A 19967-nucleotide genomic window follows, 5' to 3' on the forward strand; every position below is an offset into this window, starting at 1 on the left:
AAGGGTGATGGTTCCGCCGAGTTTGTACGCCCATTCAATCGCCTTTCGGCGTTTTTCAAGGAGCGGATCAGGTTCCGGCGGACCGCCTGGCGGTAGTTCGCATATCTCAATGGATCGGAATTGGAAAACGTGGTCCTGCTCAAATACTTGCAATCCGATGCGGCCCTGCGGGAATCGCTCCTTCGTGTCTTCAAACACACTCACTTGAACGCCATTGACGTATGATGCAATTCGATTTCCATGCAATTCAACTTCTACTGTGAACCATTCGTCGATTTTTACGCCGTCGGAATTTGCCAAATCCGCAAGAGCGAGATAATGGTGCTCGACAATTCCATTCTCATCCGGCTCGCGTTCCTGACAACTGACGGAACCGCGTGAGCGATCATAAACAGATTCGTTTGGAGTTTCGAGAACATAATAGCCGCACTGATGCTCGATTTTGTCATAAGTATCGCATCGGTTCATGATCTGCGCATATCGTTCCGAACCGGCTTTGCAGACCACCCTTAACCGATAGTTGATGAAATTATTGCGAGCCGTGACGATTTCCGAGCCGGAACCGCCCTTCGATTGCCCCACCAAAACCTCGTCTTCCACTTTCCAATTTTCCGGACTTCCCGAGGCGATTTTCCAACCGCTCAAATCCTTTCCATTGAATAGCGGCACCCACGGCAATTCCTGTTGCCTGATTGTCGGCGGCATACTCTGCGGTGCGGTTGTGGCGGTGGTCGTGTTGGGTTTATCCGCCGCGCCCTTCACTAAAAGAAACGCCGGATAAACACTCGCGGCGAGGATGAACAGAACCAGGCCGGGGAGAATCCACCGTCGTCGTTTTGTGTCGCGTCTGTTCACGCTTTCGGCTTGATTAGGATCTTGCTCCCCCGTCGCCAGCGCCTTTGATACCTCCGCCGCCGAAGCATACCGTTTCTCCGGCTCCTTGGCGTGGAGTTTGGCAATGACATCCACGAGCCACTGCGGCACCTCCGGGATGATCTCGCGGATCGGCCTTGGCATTTCCTCCGCCACTCGTTTCATCACCGCCATCGTGTTCCCGGCGCGGAATGGGGGGCGTCCGCACGCCATCACATACAACACACTCCCCAAACTGAACAAATCCGAGCGGGCATCCAGCGGTTGCCCTTGGGTTTGTTCCGGCGACATGTAAAGCGGCGTTCCGGCAATCGCGCCGCTTTGCGTCACGCTGGCGTCGTCGGCGGCGCGGGCCAGGCCGAAATCGGTGATCTTCACGCGGCCCGAGGCTTCGATCATGATGTTGGCGGGTTTGATGTCGCGGTGGATCAATCCCAAGGCATGGGCGGCGGAAAGACCTTGGGTGATCTGTCTCCCCAGACGGAGAATTTCCTCGATTTCAAGCGGCCCCATGCCATTGATTCGCTGCTGCAACGTCTGCCCGTCGATAAATTCCATGACAAGAAATGGAATCGGCCCGTCATCAATGGCGTGGATGTTGACGACATTGTCGTGTCGAATCGCCGCCGAAGCCCGGGCTTCCCGGATAAACCTTTTTCTGGCCGGGGACGTGAGCGCGAGTCCCGGCAACATCACCTTGATGGCCACCACGCGATGTAGTTTTTCGTCGAAGGCCTTCAGCACAATACCGCAGCCGCCACTGCCCAGCACCGCCTCAATCTCGTAATGTTGCAACCGGCCGAGCGAACCCGGCCTGGCCGACGGGACGAGAAACGAAAGGTCGATCTCGTCGCCGTCATTCTTAGGCTCGCCGTTATTCATGGTTTCTGTGTTGTCATCCTTTGCCATTTGCCGAAGGGCGGGCACATCAAGGAACTCCCCGGATTGTTCGTGCGACGCGAGCAACGCCTCAATTTTTTGGCGAAGTGGAATATTCCCGGCGCAGACGCGGGCCAGATATTCCTCGCGGAGAGCCGGATCGGCTATTTCCAAAGCCTCGGTGAAAACAGTCTGTTCGGTCATGCAATCGGCCCGCCAACAAGCACGCCTGAGCGGCGGGAAACACCCCGGCCTGCGACATTGGCAAGCCGGAAAATCTTACGGGAGCGCCAGGTTCGGCGTCTTTCTGTTTTTGCCATCGTATTCCGAATCACCACCCGACCAACACTTCCTTCCTCTGCCCCGGTTTCCCAATCTCCACCCTGTATGTTTCGCTTTTTGCAAATGGTTCCGTCATCCGAACCTCCACCGCCCGTGATCCGACTTCCACATTCACCTCAACCGACTCGGTTCCGGGTTTCCACTGCTTGTCCTCGGCGCCATCAACCCAAATCATCGCCTTCACTCCGGGACCGACGACTCCTTTCACCCGTTTTACCACAACAATGCCGGTGGTCACCAAGCTCACGTTGAGGAAGGCTTTTCCTTGCAAAACTGGCCCGACCCTGACACTCTCGGAGAAAACAACCACCCCGTTCTTCTTGAACTCAAACCTGTGTTCGCCGGGCGGAAGTTTGAACTCCGTGTCCTCCGCCTCAAAACCGTATTGACTTGTCTTGTTTAGTTTTCCGTCGACGAACCATTCCAATCCATTCATCGGCTTGACACCGGCCGGATCGAGCAATTTGAACTTCAAAACCACAATCCCCTCGGCCGATGGCTGAGGCATGGTCGGCGGGTTTGGCTCTTGGCCAACATCAGTTGCCTTGGCGGATGGCCCCGGCAGAGGTTTGGCAACTTGCGTCGTTCCGTTGGAACCACCGCCCTGCTTTGCTTTCGGCCAATTATAAAAAATCACATTCATGAAGTGGGCAGCCAAGTACATAACGAAGATTGCAATTCCTACGGGAATGCTTCTCTTGAATCGAATCAACAGGCCAAGGACTATCGTAAAGCCGACAAGAAAGCCAAACGCCAAGATGGCTCCGAACGGAGCCGTTTTCTCAAAAATCTTGTCAACGCCGGCCACTACGCCGGACATTAGCGCAATCGGCGGGAGGCAACATGTGAGCGCCAAAACACCTATGCCCGCAGTGACCATTCCGCTATCAAAAAATGGTTTTGGTTTGCAACTGTGCTCTTTTTGGTTGACCGTGGTCGCTCCGCAGTCCGGGCACTGCCACACCCTGCGATAGTCGTCTTCCCATGCCATTTGTGATTGCCTTCCCGCTCAGAGGATGTTGCTCTCACAAGACAGTGCGAAATCGGCGTCCGGAACTGGCCAGGTTTTTCAAGAATTCTCGATTTCATTCCGCAGCCACGCACGCGCATAGGCCCAGACACGCCCGGCCGTTCGGGGTGAAATTGACAGGAGATTTGCGGCTTCGGGAAGCGTCAGCCCGGCGAAATATCGGAGATGAACAAGTTCGGCTGCCTGCGGGTTAACGGCGGCGAATTTTTGGAGCGATTCATCCAAGGCAAGCAAGTCCTCGCATGGTTCCGGCCATTCAATCGGCGCTTCGCCGAGTTCTTGCCGGACGATGCCTCCGCCGTGCTTCTGACTGTGTTTGCGACGCGCGTTTTCGATCAAGATTCGCTTGATCGCCACGGATGCCGCCGCGAAGAAATGCCCTCGACTGTTCCACGATTCCGGGGGCGCGTCGCCGACGAGCCGCAAGTAAGCTTCGTGGACAAGGGCCGTCGGTTGCAGAGTCTGGCCCGGTTTTTCCTTTGCCAGAGAAATGACCGCCAGTTTCCGCAACTCGTCGTAGACAAGCGGGATTAGTTGGGCCGCGGCCGAAGAATCGCCTTCGGCAACAACTCCGAGCAAGCGGGTGACTTCAGACATCATTCGCATCTCTAGATTGGACGGGCGTGTCGGACATTCGCAAGCCTTGAGAGAAGAGTAACAGGGAAGATTATCGTCCGTGGTCGTCGGAGAAGTCAATGGTTAAAAGACGTGGCCACAGGCCTCCGAAGATGGCCAACGGTCAACGAAAAAAGCCCCCGGAAAATTCCGGGGGCCTTCGTTATTTCTCAACAACCATCAATTCAAGAGAACAGCTCGTCCACCGGCTTGCCGTCGTCGACGAGTTTCATCGGGCGTTGCAGCGGGGTCATCACTTCTTTGTTCGGGTTGATCCCGAGGGCGTGACAGATCGAGGCGTGCAGGTGGCTGACCTTGACCGGGCGGTCCTTCGGCCGCATCCCGTCCTCGTCGGACGAGCCGATCACCTGGCCCCCCTTGACGCCGCCGCCGGCGAAGAGGCAACTGAACACGCCCGGATGGTGGTCGCGGCCAGTCGTCATGTTGATCTTCGGCGTGCGGCCGAATTCGCTCAACATCACGATCATCGTCTTCTTCAACAAGCCGGTTTGGGCCAGGTCTTCGATCAGGGCGGCCAGAGCCGGGTCCATCACTTCGCCGTGGTCACGCATGGCCGGGAAGGCGTTCGAGTGAACGTCGAACCCGCCCCGGTTCACTTGCACGAAGCGGACGCCCTTTTCCACCAACCGGCGGGCCAGCAAGGCCGAGCGGCCGAACTCGCTGTCGCCGTAGCGTTCGAGGACTTCCGGCTTTTCCTTGCGGACTTCAAAGGCGTCGAGGGCCGGGCTGCGCATCAGTCGCACGGCGTCCATCAGGGCGGTTTGCGAGCCGGTGTTTTCGTCGGCCGGGACGGCTCCGGCTTGCTTCTCGTTCATCTTCTTGAGGATGTCGAGACGCTTGTTGCCGCGAACTTCGCCAATCTGGCTCGGGAAGGCCAGATACGGGTCCTTTTCGCCGGGTCGGCCGACGAAGTAGGCTTCGCACTTCTGGCCGAGGTAACCGGCCTTGGGGGCCAACCCGCCGACGGTCACATAGGCGGGGAGGTCGCCGAGGGACTTCCGCTCGCTCACCACCACCGAGCCGATGCCGGGGTGTTGCAGGTTGGCGCTTTGGGCGTAGCTGGTCTGGAGTTGGTAGGTCGCGCGGCCGTGATCGCCGTTCTGGCCGGCGATGGAGCGGATCAGGGCGACATGCTTCATTTGCTTGGCCAGTTCCGGGAAAATCTCCGAAATCTGGATGCCGGCGACGGAGGTCTTGATCGGCTCAAGGTCGCCTTGCACGTCGCGGCCCGGCTTGGGGTCGAACGTGTCGATATGGCTCATCCCGCCGCCATTCCAGAACAGAATGACGTGTTCGGCGGCGGCCTTGTGGTCTTCCCCGGAGCGGGCGACCAGCGTGCGGACGTTCATGCCGAGGAACAGCCCGGCGGCGGCCCCGGTGAAGCCGCGACGGCTCAACCGATAGTCCGCACAAGCCAGCGAGTTCAGATTCATTTGTGGGTTTCCAGTTTGAGTTTGTCGTAAGTCAGGCTTTCCCGCCTGACGGTTTTATTTCGTTGTTTTCCCAAGACGGTCAGGCGGGAAAGCCTGACCCACATTTTGTCAGTTAATGAACCGGAACTCGTTGCTGTTGAACAAGGCCCATCGGAGGTCGGCGATTCCGTCGAGGGTACTCGCGGCATCCTTGATGATCTTCTTGGCTTCGAGGATCTCATCGGCGCTCGGTTCGCGGGTCATGGCTTCCCGATACACCAACCGGATGGCGCCGTCGATGTCAGCCTTGTCGCCGACAAGCAACTTGTGAACAGGTTCCAACGGGCCGACGCGGGCGGCTTCGTTGGTCAGCTTGCCGTTGAGCATCATCAGGGCCTGACGCATCGACGGACTATGGTCGCGTCGTTCGTCCAAGGCTCCGCGGTCGGTCTGGCCGAACACGCGGAGGAAATGCCCGACCGGGGCTGGAGAAGCCATCCGCATGGCGCTGCTGAATTGCGGGTTGTCATCCACCACCGCTTTGACTTCCTTGGTGATGTATTTCACTCGCATGCCGTTCGGCATCTTCCCGCTCTTCATCATCATTTCGGCTTCAATTTCCTCGTCGGACTTGGCGTTCATCTTGTCGATGTCCAGCCCGTCCTTGTTCTTGAGGGCCTTCTTGAAGTCGACTTCAATGCCCTTTTCGAGATCGAAGCTCGCCACCGGGCCGGGCTTCGGGCCGCTCATCGCGGTCATTTCTTTGCCGTCAAGCGACTTCTTGACCGGCTTGCTCGGGTCTTCCTTCGCGGCCACCGCCACTTGAACGTAGTTGGTGACGGTCGTCATATTGGCGCCCGCCGGGTGCTTTGGCGTGAACAGGTGCCCGGCTTGCACGATGCTGTCGAACAATGTTTCGCTCACCATCCGGCGGGCCGGGGTGGCGGTGAAGGCAGTTTCGGCCTCCAGTCGTTCCGTGGCCGGGACATCGCCCGAGATGTGGGCCTTTTGATATACGCCTGTGCGGACGACCGACGCCACCAAGAACCGGAAGTCGTAACCGCTGGCGATGAATTCTTCGGCCAGATAGTCGAGCGTCTTCGGGTGGCTCGGGGGGTTGTCGTTTCGGAAGTCGTCAATCGGGTTCACGAAGCCGCGGCCGATCAGTTCGCCCCACACGCGGTTGACCATCGCGCGGGCGAAGAACCGGTTGCGGGGATCGGTCACATGTTCGGCCAGTTCTTTCCGCAGTTGGCTGGCCCGGTAGAGGTCGCCTTCCAAGTCAATCTTGCGGATCGTCGCCTTGGCCTCGGCAGTCACGTCAAGCGGGTCGGTCTTCTTGGTGGCTTCTTTGGAACCGTCAAGTAAGTCGTCCACGGAGGTGCCGACCTTGGAAGCTTTCGCCTTGGCTTCGGCCGCTTGCCGGTCTCGCAGGGTCTTCAAGCGGGCGAGGTGTTTGTTCGGGCCGTCGGTTTCGTCCATTTTGAACGGGAACGACGCCTTCACGGCTTTCCGGGGCTGGCCCTTGGCCTTGTCTTCCGGCGGCCACATGATCATCGTTTCGGTGCGTTCGTTGAGGAAAACGCCGAGGATTTGCATCTTGACGCGGTGTTCGATCCGCTGGGTCTTCCCGAAGAACGCGGCGAGGTCGTAGAACTCTTCGCGCGTCCACGTGTCGAACGGGTGGTTGTGGCATTGGGCGCACGAAATGCGGACGCCCATGAACACTTGGGAAACGACCCCGGTCATCGCATACGGGTCGGCTTCGTCGCCGAGGATGAAGGACGTTTCCGGCTGGCTGCCCGCCCGGCCGGAGGCGGCGAGCAGTTTGCGAACCATCACGTCATACGGCATGTTCGTTCGCACGGCTTCGTGGACGAACGCCTGGAAGGCGTTGCCACCGTCGGCGTTGTAGCGGACGCGGAGCAGGTCGCCGAAGAAGATGGCCCAACGGTCGGCGAATTGATCGCGGACCATGAATTCTTCAATGATTTTGGCCCGGCGTTCGGAGGCCGGCCAGGAGAGGTACTTTTGGATTTCGGCTTCGGTGGGAATACGGCCGGTGAGGTCGATGGAGACCCGGCGGAGGAACGGCAAATCGTCGATTACCGGCGCCTGCCGGGTCTTCGTCTTGGCGTTTTCCTCGGCAAGCAGTTTGTCAACCGCCTTGGCAATCGACCCCGGATCCGCTCCGGGCGTGTCGGCCCAGGCAGGGGCTGCCGTGACGGCAACCACGGCCAGGCCGATGATTGTTGAGAACAGACGGACTTTCACTTCGTTCCCTCCTTACAAAACGGAGATCCCGCAGGATGGATTTTTCGTCTTCGGTCAGGAGCGACAACCCCTCGGTTATTGCTCCTCATCCAGCACATGGACGACTTCGCATCCGGTCTGGCTCACCGCCTCCAAAATGGGCTCAAACGTGGCGGCGGGTGTTTCTTTGTCGATCCGCAAGAGAACCACCCGGTTTTCGCCCGGTTCGGTTCCCAACTCGGCCGTCAGTCGTTCGGCCAGTTCCCGAATGCCGACTTCTTGGGCATTCAGGTAGATTTTCCGGTCTTGCTTGTCGGTGGCCTTGCTCACCGTGATGGTCACTTGCGATTTCGGCGCCTTTTTCGTTTCCTTTGCCTTGGCAGGCTCCCAGTCAAAAAGCGTCGATTCCTGCGTCCGGGCCAGAATCAAAAAGAACAGCACCAGATTAAACACGATGTCCGCCATCGACACATACGGAGGAGTGACCTCCATTTTCCGGCGTTTGAATTTCACGAGTCCCCCTCCTTTCCCGATCGGTCAACGAACTTGTTCTTCTTTTTCTTCGTCCAATTGCAGCGTGATAATCCCGCGAGCCTTTTCAATGAGTCCGGTGATGCGAATCCACTGAACATACGGAGTGTCTTTGTCGCTTCTGACGACCACAATCCGTTCTTCCGGCGTGTTCTTGTCGCGGAGCAGTTCCTTCAACTTGGCCAGCAGATTATCGTCAGACAACGCGGTTCCGTTCACCGAGGCTTCCGTTCGCTTGATAATCACTTCGACGTTTTGGGACTTCTGTTCGGTGGTCTTGTCCTTGCTGGCGCTCGGCACTTGTTGCGGCCGTCCGGATTCATCTTTCGCGTCAGAGGCGATCACCACGAAAAAGATCAACAGGTTAAACGCCATGTCGGTGAGCAAATTCAGCACGCCCACACTCTGGGCCGCTGTAACTTTGCGGCCACTGCCACCGCCGCCAATCGCCGGTCCGGAGGCCATCAGGGAACTCCCGTCTTGGATGTTGGGGCATGATGAATCCGACCTTCGCCCGAGGAGGTCGCTTCTTGGGTGGCCAACCGGATCGTCAGGGCTTCGACGAGTTGCGAGGCAGTTTCCTCCGCCTCCAAAATATAACGGTTAACGGCCGTGGAAAAGTAATTGTAAAAAATATACGCGGGGATACCGACCAACAGCCCCCAAACAGTGACAATTAGCTTGACTTTGATCCCTTTGGCCGCCTTGTTGAGGATAGTTTCGCCATACTGAAGCGGAGCCGTGAGATCCTGAAACAACACCACCATGCCGACGACCGTTCCGACGGACCCCACCATCGGAGCCACGTTGGCAATCGTCGCCAAAATGGGCAGATTCCGCTCAAGGGCGGCCGTGATGTGGACGCCGTAATCATCCATCGCCTTGACGACCTGTTCCTCGATCCTCGCCGGATCATAATTGAGTCGGCGAAGAACCTCATAGCGATGCAATCCCACGGACAAAATCGCGGGCACGGGTCCGGTTGAGCGGGCGCAAAGCGCCAGCGCTTCCTCAAGTTTGTCGTCGTGAAGCATTTGAATCACGTCCGCCCGGAGTTTGGCGCCGTCCGTGCCGACCAGTCGCAGGCTTCGCCATCGCTCGATCACCACCCCGGCGCCAAGGATGGCCATGAACAAAATCGGCCACATAAAGTAGCCGCCATCGATCATGTAGCCGAGCGCGCCCAAATGCGAATTATCAGCGTTCTGCTGTTGGGCGGCCGCCGCTTGCTGGACGATGTTCGTCGTTTGAGCAATCAACATCAACATGAGGACTTCCCGGAAAACGAAAACCAATCAAGAACATCAACGGGCGACCAACACTTAGTTCTTCCCGTCCAGATTCGACGCTTCTTCAAACTGCCGCAACATTTCCGGCAGGGCCAGACGGCCGCGGGCGTATTTGGCCACTTCGCTGGCCGGGTAGTCCCAGCGGCACTTGTTGTAGCTTTGGAACGCCTTCCGCATGTTGCCGGCCGTCCGGTAACTTTCGCCGGACCAGAACATCGCGTCCGGGCACAGGGCGTCTTCGCGGAAGGTCGTCACGAACTTGTCGAAGGTCTCGGCGGCCTTGGTGTACTGCTTGTCCTTGTAGTAACACTGGCCGACGCGGAACGCCATCTTCGGCGCCCACTTGTGCCCCTCGAACCGCTCCAAGAACTTCTCGCCGACCTGGGCAACCACTTTGTAGTTCTCCAACTTATAGAAGTGTTCACTGATCCGAACCATCACGTTGGCGATCAACGGGTGCTTCGGATAGGTGGCCGCGAGAGTCACATAGGCTTCCAAGGCTTGGTTAAACTCGCCGGCTTCTTCGTAGCACTGGGCCAGTTTGAACTGGGCATCCGGGGCCAGCGTGTGATCCGGGAATTGTTTCACAATCGTCTGGTAAGCTTGAGTGGCCTCCTTGTATTGCTTCAATTCTTGGGCAAACTGGCCGAGCAAGTACGACACGCGGGGGGTGTACTTGGGGTTCGGATAGTCTTCGATCACTTCCCGCAACACCCGGCGACCGGCTTCCAAGTCAGCCCGAGCCTCGGCTTCGCGATTCAGGGCCTTGTGGCTCTTGAACAGTTCAAAGTGGCTTTCGGCCACATGGAATTGAGTTTCCACGGCGAGGGCTTCATCGCTGAACAACTTGCTAAAGGCTTGCACCTTGCCGTCGGTCCCGATCACCACCGCGACCGGCACGATCAACTCGACGCGGCCTTCGGAGGAACTCGATTGCTCGTCGACATACATCACTTCGATGGTGTCGCCAAAGTAGCATTCGATCTCCGGGGTTTCTTGCTTCAGGTTGCCAACGGTCGGCTTCTCGACCGGCTTGAGCATCACCGAACCGGTGAACACACCGCTGTGGGCCAGCGTTTCTTCCAGTTCAACGGTTTCGTCTTCGCCCCGCTTGGTGCGGATGCGGACCTTCGCCTTGTCGCGGTTTTCCGTCCGGTCCAGGTCGGCATCGACGACTTTCAGATACAACCGCTCGCCGACGTGGACGGCGGTGACATCCTTCTGATACTCGGCATCTGTGACGGTTAATTTGCCATCGGTGAGCAATCGGGCCGAGGCGGTCAGGTTGGTGGCCCCGCCGGGGCGCTGAGCGTCGGCATAGGTGGCTTCAACGATGTCCGAACCATTGAGGTTAAGCACCATTGTGACAATTGCCTTGTCACGGTTGTTGCCCTCTTCCATGTCATCCTTCGGCAGTTTCGGCCCGCCGATCAGATCGCGGGGCATCGAGGCCGTCAGCGGAACCAGCGCCAGGCTTTCCTTGCCGCCGAGTTGCATGACCACCTGACCGGTGAACCGGCCTTCTTGCAGGGCGGTTCCGTATTTGTCCAGCGATTCCGTTCCGAGCCGGCGATCATCAAGGACGCATTCGACTTCCACCGTCGCTCCGGCGGTCGTCTTGAGTTTCACGGTCACTTTGCTGCGGCTGTCCTTGGCCGCGTCGCGGTCGATGACTTCGACCGTGAACGGAGCCTCGAAGGCCACCCCGGCAATCACTTTCGGATCAACCACCCCGCCGGCAACGGCGGGCTTGTAACGAATCTGCGGAGCCTCGTCGGCCGGGGCGCCGATGGGGGGCTTCGTGATGCGGGTTTCGATCACCCGCACCCGGCCGGGGGTCGGTTCGTTGACATACACCACCGTTTCGCGAATGGCCGCGTGGCCCGGAATGGTGTTCTGCTCGTCCAGATAGCGAAGAAGCAAACGGTCGCCCGCCTTGACGACAATCTTGCCCTCGGCCGCGGCGGCCGCCGTGTCCACTTCCTTGGTGAAGATGCCGCTGTTTTCTTGGGTTTCGTCGGCCTCCATTGTGACGGGCGGGCCGTCGTTCACCGAGACTTGAACCTTGATCTTGTCCCGCCCGGAGGTCGTGTCTTGGTCGAAGTCGACGACCTCAATGATGACCCGTTCGCCCGGATCAATCCGCAGGACTTCCTTGCGGAGGTTGACAACCTGTCCGTTGGGATATCGGAAGAAGTCATACCCAATCGGGGTGATGACCGCGTTGTGATAAGTGGCCGTCAGCTTGGCGTCGAGGAGACGGGAGCTTCCGGTCAGGTTCAAGTCATCAATGTAAGTGGCCGTCACCACGTCGCCGCCGCCGATTTCCAAGATGTCGTTGGTTGCCAGTGAAAGCAGATCGGCCTCGGTCGGAATGTGGAGAACATTCTTTTCCGAGTCACGAATTTCGACGTTGTTGATGGCCACCGCTTCGCCGCGGTATTCTTGAATCACGGTGCGGACGTGCCGCAAGCCGATGGCCGGGAACTTGAAGTCCCATGAGGTTCCTTCCTTGTCCATCGTGCCGTCCCCAAGCAACCGGGGAGTGGCGGCGGTCTTCGCTTCCGGCCGGGCGAGATCGAAATCGGCTTCGCGGAACGGAACCGGCTCAATCTCGGCGGTCGTGGTTTCGCCAGAGGCCCAACGGGCCTCTAGGGTGGCCGTGTTCGGCCCGGCGGCGGTGAAGATCGTCACATCATGCGTTCCAGCGTCCAGATACACGTCGGCCAGACGATTCTTGCCGAACGGCAGTTCAAGCCGACCGTCGACCAGAATGGCTGTCGCTTCGCCGCTGATGGCGAACCGGACGGCCCCGGCTTTCGGCTGAACGACCTTGCCATGCCAGACGATGGCCGTCGGTTGCTTGGCCTTGTCGTCGGGCTGGCGGGTCCAGAACAAGTCGGCCGCCTTGCCTTCGGTCGTGGCCTTGGTGTTCTTGGTCAGGGCGACCACTTGATCCCATGTCGTGAATCCGGTCGCGTTGGTTCCCACATAAATGCGGGCGGTCATCGGGCCATAATCCCCGGCGACCGGAGCGATCTTCGGATCGGGATGGGTGGAGGCGAGACGGAACCACAGGCGGCCGTCGTCGCTGCCTTCAAGCGTCATGCGAATCGGGGCGTTCTGCTTGGCGTCCGGCGTGGACACCGTGACGCGATCCGTCCGCTTCAGATTCTTCATGTCGATGCTGAGGACCTTCGGGGTGGCCCCGTCCGGCTCGCTCAGCCAGGCCGTTTTCTTGTCCTTGTCGATGGCCATCAACGGGCTGTGGTCGATGGCCGTGTTGGTGGCGAGGGCGCCGACGGGAAGTTCCCCGGATTTGGCCGTTCCCTCGAAGATGCCAGTGTGCGGCCCGGTTTCGGTGAGTTGCACGCTCACTTGGTCGCCGCTGGTGGCGGTGAGCTTGACCGAAATCTTGTCCGGTTGGTTCGTCCAGTCCCGGTCCGCGTCCTTCACGCGGATATAGATGACGTTCCCCGGCTTGACCTGATCCTTCGGCCGGACCAACCCCTTGCGTTCCTGTTCGTTCTCCGGGTTGGCTTCGCGGGCGAGAGCCTTGCTGAAGGTCTCTTCGTCCTCGTCAACGATCTTGCCGGATGAGATTTCCAGTTTGCCGTCGGCCGAGATGCGGATCTCGGTGTCCGGCAGCGGAGCGTCTTTGAATTCCTTCTTGAACTCCGGCGGATAGTCCACGCGGATGGTGTCTTTGCCGGTCAATTGGAGAACGCGGTCGTTCTTTGTCGAGTTACCCAAGCGGGTTTCGAGGTCGGCCCGGAAGAGGCCCTTGCCACCGCCGCCGGAGATGAGGAAGATGGTTTCCTCGTCGCCGCCCGGTTCGGTGGTGACCCGCACCGGAATGCGGCTGTGGCCTCGGCTCACGCCGAGGTCGCTGTCCTGCACGACGATGGAAAGCGGTTCGCCCGGTGTGTGGTAACGCTTGCTCGCCCGGCCCAAACGGCCGACGGTTCGCAGCAATTCAAGCTGATCGACATATCGCTGTTCGGCCCCGTACACTTCGGAAAGGTTGAACAGGGCTTGGTTCGCCAGTTCGATGTTGGGCACTCGCTCCAGCACCGACCGGAAGATCAACCGGGCTTCGTCCCGGTCGCCGCGACGGCTGGCCAGCACACCGCGAAGGAACTCGGCCCGGATCACCACGTCACGTTCCCGGCTTCCGGCCAGTCGCTCGAACGCTTGTTCGGCCTGATCGTAGACCTTTTGCTCCATGAAGGTTTCGCCGATGCCGAAATCGGCTTCGACCGCTTGCGGGGTCTTGGGGTAACGGTTATGGAGTGTGGTGAACTCGGCGCGGGCCAAATCATAACGCTTGGCCCGGAAGTAGTTGCGGGCCAGCAGCAATTGAATGCGGGCCTTTTCGACTTCGTCGATTTCCTTGATTTCGGCGTTCTTGATGAGCCACGCCCGGAGGATGTCTTCGACGCGGTTGAGGTTATCATCCCCACCGGCGGCGATGTGGTTTTCGCAGACGAACACAATCAGATCAACCGGCACTTCGGTGCGATGTTCGTCGAACAATTTCTGGTTGGCGAGATACGTCTCGAACGCCAGTTTCTGGTCGCCAAGTCGCAGTTGCAGACCGGCGGCCAGCAAGGGGGCAATCGGGCTCTTTTCATCAATGACAGCCCCGCCCGCCGCGCCGAGGCGGCTGTAAGCTTGGGAGAGCAATTCGCGGCCGCTCTTGCGGCGACTGTCGTCAATGCCCGGCAGATGGCCGAGCATCCCGCTCATCAGGGTGGCGGCCGAGAGATAATCCTTGCGTCCCATCGCGGCTTGGACATACGGCGTCAGCATGTCGAAGTCCGAGGCATCGCCGACGCCCAATTGCGATGCTTCCGCCAGCAGGAACAGCCGTTTCATCGGCGGCAGTTTGGCAGACTCTTCGGGAATTTCCAGCAGGGCGACTTGGGCAACCATCGACGCCCGCACCACCCGCAGATCGCGGATGAACGTGTACAGCTTCACTTGATTGGCCGGGAGGGCCTTCGGGTCGGCCCGGTAAGCGCCCACCCAATTGAAGAGCGTGTTCCACTCGTTATCGAGGCTGGACACGCCGAACGCCCGGTTCCGGGTCTTCTCGGCGGCCGAGGTGAGAAGCTTGATCGTTCCGTCCACATCGCCGGCCTTCACCATGTAATCCGCACGGGAAACGGCGAAGCTAAACTGCCAGCCGGTTTCCTTCGCCAACATGGCATCCAAGAACTTCGGCTTCTCGGTTTCCGGTTGGAGAGCCACCAGACGATAGGCCGACTGGACATAGTCCTGCGAGTCCGGGTTGCCGGTGAGGGATCGCTCCCAACATTCCTTGGCCTCGGCCTTCATTTCGAGGGCGGACATTGAATCGCCCATCGTCGTGGCAGAATAGTTGTCGTAGCCGTACTTCTCAAACATCTTCTTCGTCCAAGCCCAAATTTGCCGGCCCATCGCCACGTCTTTGAAGTGGGCGGCAATGGGGAGCAACCGGCGGGACGAATCCGTGCTGAGGGCATTCGGTTCGAGGTTAAGGATGACCGTCGCCGCGTCGCGGAAGGTTTCGGGCTTGTTGAAATCGGTGGTCGTCGTCAGATACGTGTAAGCGGCGTCAAACGACTTCGGCATCCGAACGGTCCACGCCTTGGCGGCGTCGATGGACTTTAACCGCTGGTTGTCCGGCGAATAGTGCCGGAGATAGTAGTGATGGCCGTAAAGAAGATTGTTGGCCACATCGTCGGGATAGGCGGCCAGCCGGGCCGGATCGACCAACTTGGTGCGGGCGGCGGCTGTCTGAGGAGACCAGACGTTTTGAGCCGCGGCTGTTTCATAGGCCAGCCACTCGGCGTTCACCGGTTCCTTGTCGGACTTGGCCACTTCGGCTTGCACGGCCTTGGCCCGCGCGGCGAGATCCTTGTTGGGCAACCGGGCCTGGGCCCAGCCAGCGAGGGTGCCTTGATACGTCCCAATCCACGGGAACTTTCGGCGGGCTTCGACGGTCCGGGCGACATCGGCGTTGAACTCGGCATCATCGGCGGCCGAATCAAGCAACCAGTTGACGGCGCCGCTGGTGTAGTTATCGTTCGCCGGAAACACAAAAGCCAGCTCACGGGCGGCGGCCTTGGCCTTGGGGATGTCTTTGGTGCGGTCGCGGAGAAGCTCCAATGCCAGCGAGTACCGCAGGACACCGGCGTTGGCCGGGGTGCTCTTGGCGATAGCGTCACGCAACACCGCCTCGGCTTTCGCCAGCCGGGCGTTGCGAGCGTTCATGTCCATTTCGGCGCCGAACAGTTGAACATAAGCGGACGATGCGCTGTGCGAACGGGCATCGAACGGCAGCACTTCGGTGAGGATTTGCTCGGCACGGGCAAAGTCTTTGGCGTTTGCGTAGACGGAGGCCAGCCGGATGCGGGCGGCGAAGCGGTCGGTCCGGTCGGGATACTTGGTGACGTATTCGTTCACCGTCGGTTCAAACTCGCCCGGTTTAGGGTTGGTTTGCACCAACTCCTCAATGAGCCGCATGTGCAGGTCCGGCCGGGGCGGGTTGCCGGCGACGGCGAGGGCTTTCTTCCAGCTTTCGACGGCGTTGGTTCGCTGGCCGAGGCGGCTGTAGTTTTCAGCCATCCGGTGGTGCAGATACTGGAGGTAGTACGGAATGGTCGGCGGGCTTTTGGCGAGCAGTTTGGTGGCGACCAGATTGGCCTTCGCCCAGGCGCTGAGACGTTCTTGGGCGTCCACGGCCCGCCATCCGGCCGATTGGGAGGCAACCCCGGCGGGGAGTTTGTCCAGCATGTCTTCGGCGAGAAGGCCGGCCTTGGCCAGCGATTCCGGATTGTTGATGGCCATGTAAATGTTGATGGCGTCGCTGCCGGCCTGCGGACCATCGCCGCTGACGCCCAGCCGCTTCCAATGAGATTCCAGCACGGCGGCGGCGTTCACGTTGTCGTTGGTCTTGCGAAGCATGAGCGACAGCCAACGTTCGATATCCGCGCACGCCGGGTCGGTGGGATGGCGACTGAGGAACTGTCGGCCGGTGGCGATCAGTTCCTTGCTTCGCCCGGTCGTTTGCAGGCCGTCGATGAGCTTCAGCATCACCTCTTTGTGACGCGGATGCGTGGTGTGAATGCCGACGAAGGTTTGGGCCACGCGAACGAGACCGAAGGGCCGGCCGTTGTTGTGATACAAGTCGATCAGCTTCAGCATCAGCTCGGCGGCTTCCTTGCTGGTGCTGCTCGTCTTGGCGAGGTCGGCCTCGATGACGGCGGCTTGCTTGCTGATCGGGTCGAGTTCCCCGGTGTCGGCCGGCGGGGCCTTCTTGTCCTTGTCGGCGGGCGTCGGGGCGGGCGTTTGCGCCCACACGACCCCGAAGATGGCGACAAGGGCGGCGACGAGAGAGATTCTGCGGATAAGCATGGAAGCACCGATGGAAAACCGGATGTTCGTTGATCGTAAACCAGTCGCCGTTGGACAGTGGCGACCGGAGGAGGGAGAGAGTTAGGAGTTAGTTTCCGGCCTTTCGGAGGGCTTCGGAAATTTTCTTGGCGTCGGGGGCAAGCGGGCTTTCGGGGAAGTCCGCAATCATCTGATCGAATTGCTTGCGGGCGTCGGCTTTCTTGTCCAGCCGGTAGAGACACCGGCCGTAGTTGAACAAGATCACGTCGAGGAACTTGGCGTCCGGTTGGGCACGGAGAACGGTTTCAAACACATCAATGGCGCGGGCGTAATCCTTCTGCACATAGTAGTAGTTGGCCATCTTGGAGACGGCCTCGCCCACCCGGCCGCTGTCCGGGAACTTGTCGAACACCTTCTTGTATTCCTGGAACGACTGGTCAAACATCTGGGAAGCGGCCGCTCCCTCGGCGCCCTTGGCCATTTCCTCATAACATTCGGCGATGCCATACTGGGCTTCGCCACGAAGCGGACTTTTATCCAAGCGGAGGACGCTGTTGTAGATGCCGATGGCCCGTTGGTACTTCTGCTGTTTGCGGGCCACATCAGCCAGCGACAGCAAAGCGGCGTCGACAAATTCACTATTCGGGAACTCCCGTTGGAGGCGCTGGCTCATGGCGGCCGCGAGGTCGAGCTTGTCCATCTCGAAGTAGATCTTCCAGAGTTGGACATAGGCTTCTTCCAGCGTGCGACCGCCGAGTTTCTGGGCTTCGCCGCTGATTTCTTCGCAGAGGTCCATCGCCTGTTGATACTTCTGGTCGGCGTGCTGCTTGAGGCCAAATTCCTTGTAGCGGTTACCAATGTTCGTCAGGGCGCTGGCGGTCTTGAGTTGCGTGCGAACCCGCAAATCTTGGTCGGAAATCTGCGTCTGGGAAACCCGGACGCTGCCAAGGCTTCCTTCAACCGCCCGAGCCTTGAACACCACGGTGCGGCTTTCGCCCGTCGCGTTCTTGGCATCAATGTAAGTCAACACGATGAGGTCGTTCGGCTGGGCTTGCAAGACTTGGTCGGCGGCATTGACGGTCTCGGATTTTTCCAACGGGGCCACCGCCCGGAAGATGCCGGAGTGAATCGTGCCGTCATCGACGACCGGCTTGGCCGGGGCTTCCTTGGCCGGGACTTCGGCCGCTTTCGGGTCAACGGGTTTCGGCTCGGCCGGTTTGGGATCGGCCTTGGGTTCAGTTTTCGGTTCTTCGGACTTCGGATCAGGCGTCGTTTTCTCGGCCTTGGGTTCCTCACCCTTCGGGATTTCAACCGGAATCGGAGCCGGTTCGTACACCGGGCGGGCAATCTTGGCCTCGGTGAGAATCACATCAATCTTGTCGATCTTCTTGAAACGGTCGAGTTTGTTCGGGTCCGACTTGGCCGTGGGCATCGGAGCCCCCGGATTGGCGGCTCCTTCGGCGGCCAATTCTTCCATCGTCTTCTCGCGGTACACTTCGACAGTCGCCTTGAGCACATCGGCACCGTCGGTCAGATCGAAGTCGGCATCAACAACTTGAAGGTTGATCCCGCGGCCAAGCACCACCCCTTGAAGCGTTTCGGAGTAAGCGCCGTCCATGATGGAGGCGGTGGCGGTGCCGACGACGTTGATTTCCTTGAGGACGGTGACTTCTTTATTCCCGGCGGCGGTGTGCATGTCGCGGTAGGAGATTTTCACCTTGTCCCCGCCGCGAATCTCCAACCGGCCGTTGTTCGGAACCGGCTTGCCGAGGGCGGTCGGGATGGACCCGATCACCACGCGGACATTGCGGCCGATGGCGTAGCACTCAACGGTTTCGACATCGCCGCTGGCACTTTCGACGCGAACGCCAACAGTCTTGCCGGGTTCGAGGGCGGCGAGATCGGCGTCGTCCACGCGGACGAACAACCGCTTGCCCGCCTCCAGCAATTCAGCGGTGGCGGCTTTGGTCGTGTCGGCCGGATCGGGAGGAGGAAGGGCTGTTCCGACTCGTTCGAGAGCGGAAATGGCCCGGCTGTAATGCCCCTGTTGGAAGTGACCGAGGCCGATGTAGTAATAGGCTTGATTGACTTGCGGGCTGACCGGGTATTTCTCAATCACATCCCGCATGAACTTGAAGCATTTGCCGTAGTTGCGTCCCTCGAAGTAGCAGACGCCAATCTTCAGGGTCGCCTCGGCCTTTTGTTCTTCGTTGGTGTTTTCTTCGACCGTCGCGGACTCGAAGTAGGTTCTGGCCCGGTCAAACGCCCGTTCTTTGGCGAGCAGATAGTTGCCGAGTTTCAGGTGGGCGTCGAACCGCACGCGGCTGCGGGGGTAGCGTTCAATCACCGATTGCCACACTTCCACGGCCTTGGCGGCCTCGCCCCCCTCTAACCGGGCATCGCCGGCCTCAAGGAGCTTGCGAGCGGTGCGGTCTTCCACAATGGAACCACGTTCGCCCCCCTTCTCCTTGTCTTTGTCCTTCTTGTCCTTGGCTTCCTGCGCGTGTGTCGTCACATCGCCGTTGACCAAAGCAATGGTGGAAACACCTGCCAAGAGCAGCAGGAAAGAGATTCTGAGTGAGCGAAAGGCAGATGCGTTACTCATGAAGAATCGGCCAAACTAGGTAAGGAGAGCGGACAGGGTGTCCGTCGGTCGGCGGTTGTGGAACAAATCACCTTGAGCAATGGCGTTTGGAGAGTGTCCCCGGCGGGTTGGGTTTATCCCACCGAAATCAGACGCTCACACATTTGGGAAAGTTCCACGTGGGGGGTAGTATGACATTCGGCGCAGACGATTGCAATGGTCAATCATCCCGCAAAATCAAAAAAAAATGATGAAAAAATGAATAAACCCGCGAGCGGGTTTAACACAAGAAGCCAGATCCCCTTCGTGGCTGAAAACGAAAGGGATCTGGCTTCTTGTGTTAAATACTTCGCCAAACTTCGGACTTCGTTCGGCCGCTCCCGCACAAATTACTTCGAATCCCGACGGCTCTGGTTCTCTCTGAGGAGTCGTTTCATTTCATCGACGGCTTTCCGCAGGTCTTCGACTTGCTTTTGAAGATCATCCCCGCGAGGTCCGGCCCCTTCCTGGCGGCCTTCGGGACGACCTTCGGTACGCATGGGGGACCGTTCGCCATCCTTCGGGGGGAGCTTGCCTTCGGGACGACCGGACAGGCGCTCGCCGTCTTTCGGGGTGAACTTGCCTTCAGGACGTTCGCCATCCTTGCCTTCGGGACGACCGGGGAAGCCGGGACCGCCCGGACGACCGGGGAAGCCACCGGGACCGCCCGCCCCAGGACCACCGCCGAAACCGCCGAAGCCGCCACCGCCGCCAGGACC

Annotated in this window: 12 protein-coding genes; 2 read left to right on the forward strand and 10 right to left on the reverse strand. The window is 59.4% G+C overall.

All coding sequences use genetic code 11. The features are described from left to right. Positions 1–1956, reverse strand: a 1956-nt coding sequence (locus BGIM_RS57735) for a protein kinase domain-containing protein (protein ID WP_157369182.1), incomplete at its 3' end; no start/stop codon positions are given. 127 nt (positions 1957–2083) lie between these two features. Then, positions 2084–2602 (reverse strand): hypothetical protein, encoded by a 519-nt coding sequence (locus BGIM_RS63045; protein ID WP_157369184.1) that lies wholly within the window; start codon positions 2600–2602, stop codon positions 2084–2086. Between the two features lie 69 nt (positions 2603–2671). Between BGIM_RS63045 and BGIM_RS63050 the strand changes: the two genes are divergently transcribed. Continuing rightward, positions 2672–2917 (forward strand): hypothetical protein, encoded by a 246-nt coding sequence (locus BGIM_RS63050; protein ID WP_157369186.1) that lies wholly within the window; start codon positions 2672–2674, stop codon positions 2915–2917. 246 nt (positions 2918–3163) lie between these two features. Here the strand turns inward: BGIM_RS63050 and BGIM_RS0117650 are convergent, their stop codons facing one another. The 8 genes from BGIM_RS0117650 to BGIM_RS0117690 form a co-directional block, all read right to left on the reverse strand. Then, positions 3164–3721 carry an ECF-type sigma factor gene (locus BGIM_RS0117650; protein ID WP_020471063.1) on the reverse strand — a complete coding sequence of 186 codons (558 nt, stop codon included), beginning with the start codon at positions 3719–3721 and terminating at the stop codon, positions 3164–3166. Positions 3722–3924: 203 nt separating this feature from the next. Beyond that, positions 3925–5193 carry a DUF1501 domain-containing protein gene (locus tag BGIM_RS0117655; protein WP_020471064.1) on the reverse strand — a complete coding sequence of 423 codons (1269 nt, stop codon included), beginning with the start codon at positions 5191–5193 and terminating at the stop codon, positions 3925–3927. Positions 5194–5301: 108 nt separating this feature from the next. After that, on the reverse strand, positions 5302–7446 hold the full coding sequence (locus BGIM_RS0117665) for a DUF1553 domain-containing protein (RefSeq protein ID WP_020471066.1): 2145 nt from the start codon (positions 7444–7446) through the stop codon (positions 5302–5304). 75 nt (positions 7447–7521) lie between these two features. Further along, the gene (locus tag BGIM_RS0117670; RefSeq protein ID WP_020471067.1) at positions 7522–7938 is read right to left on the reverse strand and encodes an ExbD/TolR family protein; all 417 of its coding nucleotides are present in this window, start codon (positions 7936–7938) and stop codon (positions 7522–7524) included. A 24-nt stretch (positions 7939–7962) separates the two neighbouring features. Beyond that, entirely contained in the window at positions 7963–8421 is a 459-nt protein-coding gene (locus BGIM_RS51020) for an ExbD/TolR family protein (protein ID WP_020471068.1), read from the reverse strand. Further along, positions 8421–9224: a MotA/TolQ/ExbB proton channel family protein gene (locus BGIM_RS0117680; RefSeq protein WP_020471069.1), complete on the reverse strand. Its 804-nt coding sequence runs from the start codon at positions 9222–9224 to the stop codon at positions 8421–8423. Before BGIM_RS0117680 ends, BGIM_RS51020 begins: the two co-directional genes overlap by 1 nt. Positions 9225–9278: 54 nt before the next feature. Further along, positions 9279–16646, reverse strand: a complete 7368-nt coding sequence (locus tag BGIM_RS0117685) for a tetratricopeptide repeat protein (protein ID WP_020471070.1) — start codon at positions 16644–16646, stop codon at positions 9279–9281. 88 nt (positions 16647–16734) lie between these two features. Next, positions 16735–19230 carry a tetratricopeptide repeat protein gene (locus BGIM_RS0117690; protein ID WP_084759930.1) on the reverse strand — a complete coding sequence of 832 codons (2496 nt, stop codon included), beginning with the start codon at positions 19228–19230 and terminating at the stop codon, positions 16735–16737. Between the two features lie 446 nt (positions 19231–19676). Here BGIM_RS0117690 and BGIM_RS65915 point away from each other — a divergent pair. Continuing rightward, on the forward strand, positions 19677–19967 hold a 291-nt coding region (locus tag BGIM_RS65915), incomplete at its 3' end, for a hypothetical protein (protein ID WP_193788997.1).

Source organism: Zavarzinella formosa DSM 19928 (genome assembly GCF_000255705.1).
Classification (GTDB): Bacteria; Planctomycetota; Planctomycetia; order Gemmatales; family Gemmataceae; genus Zavarzinella; species Zavarzinella formosa.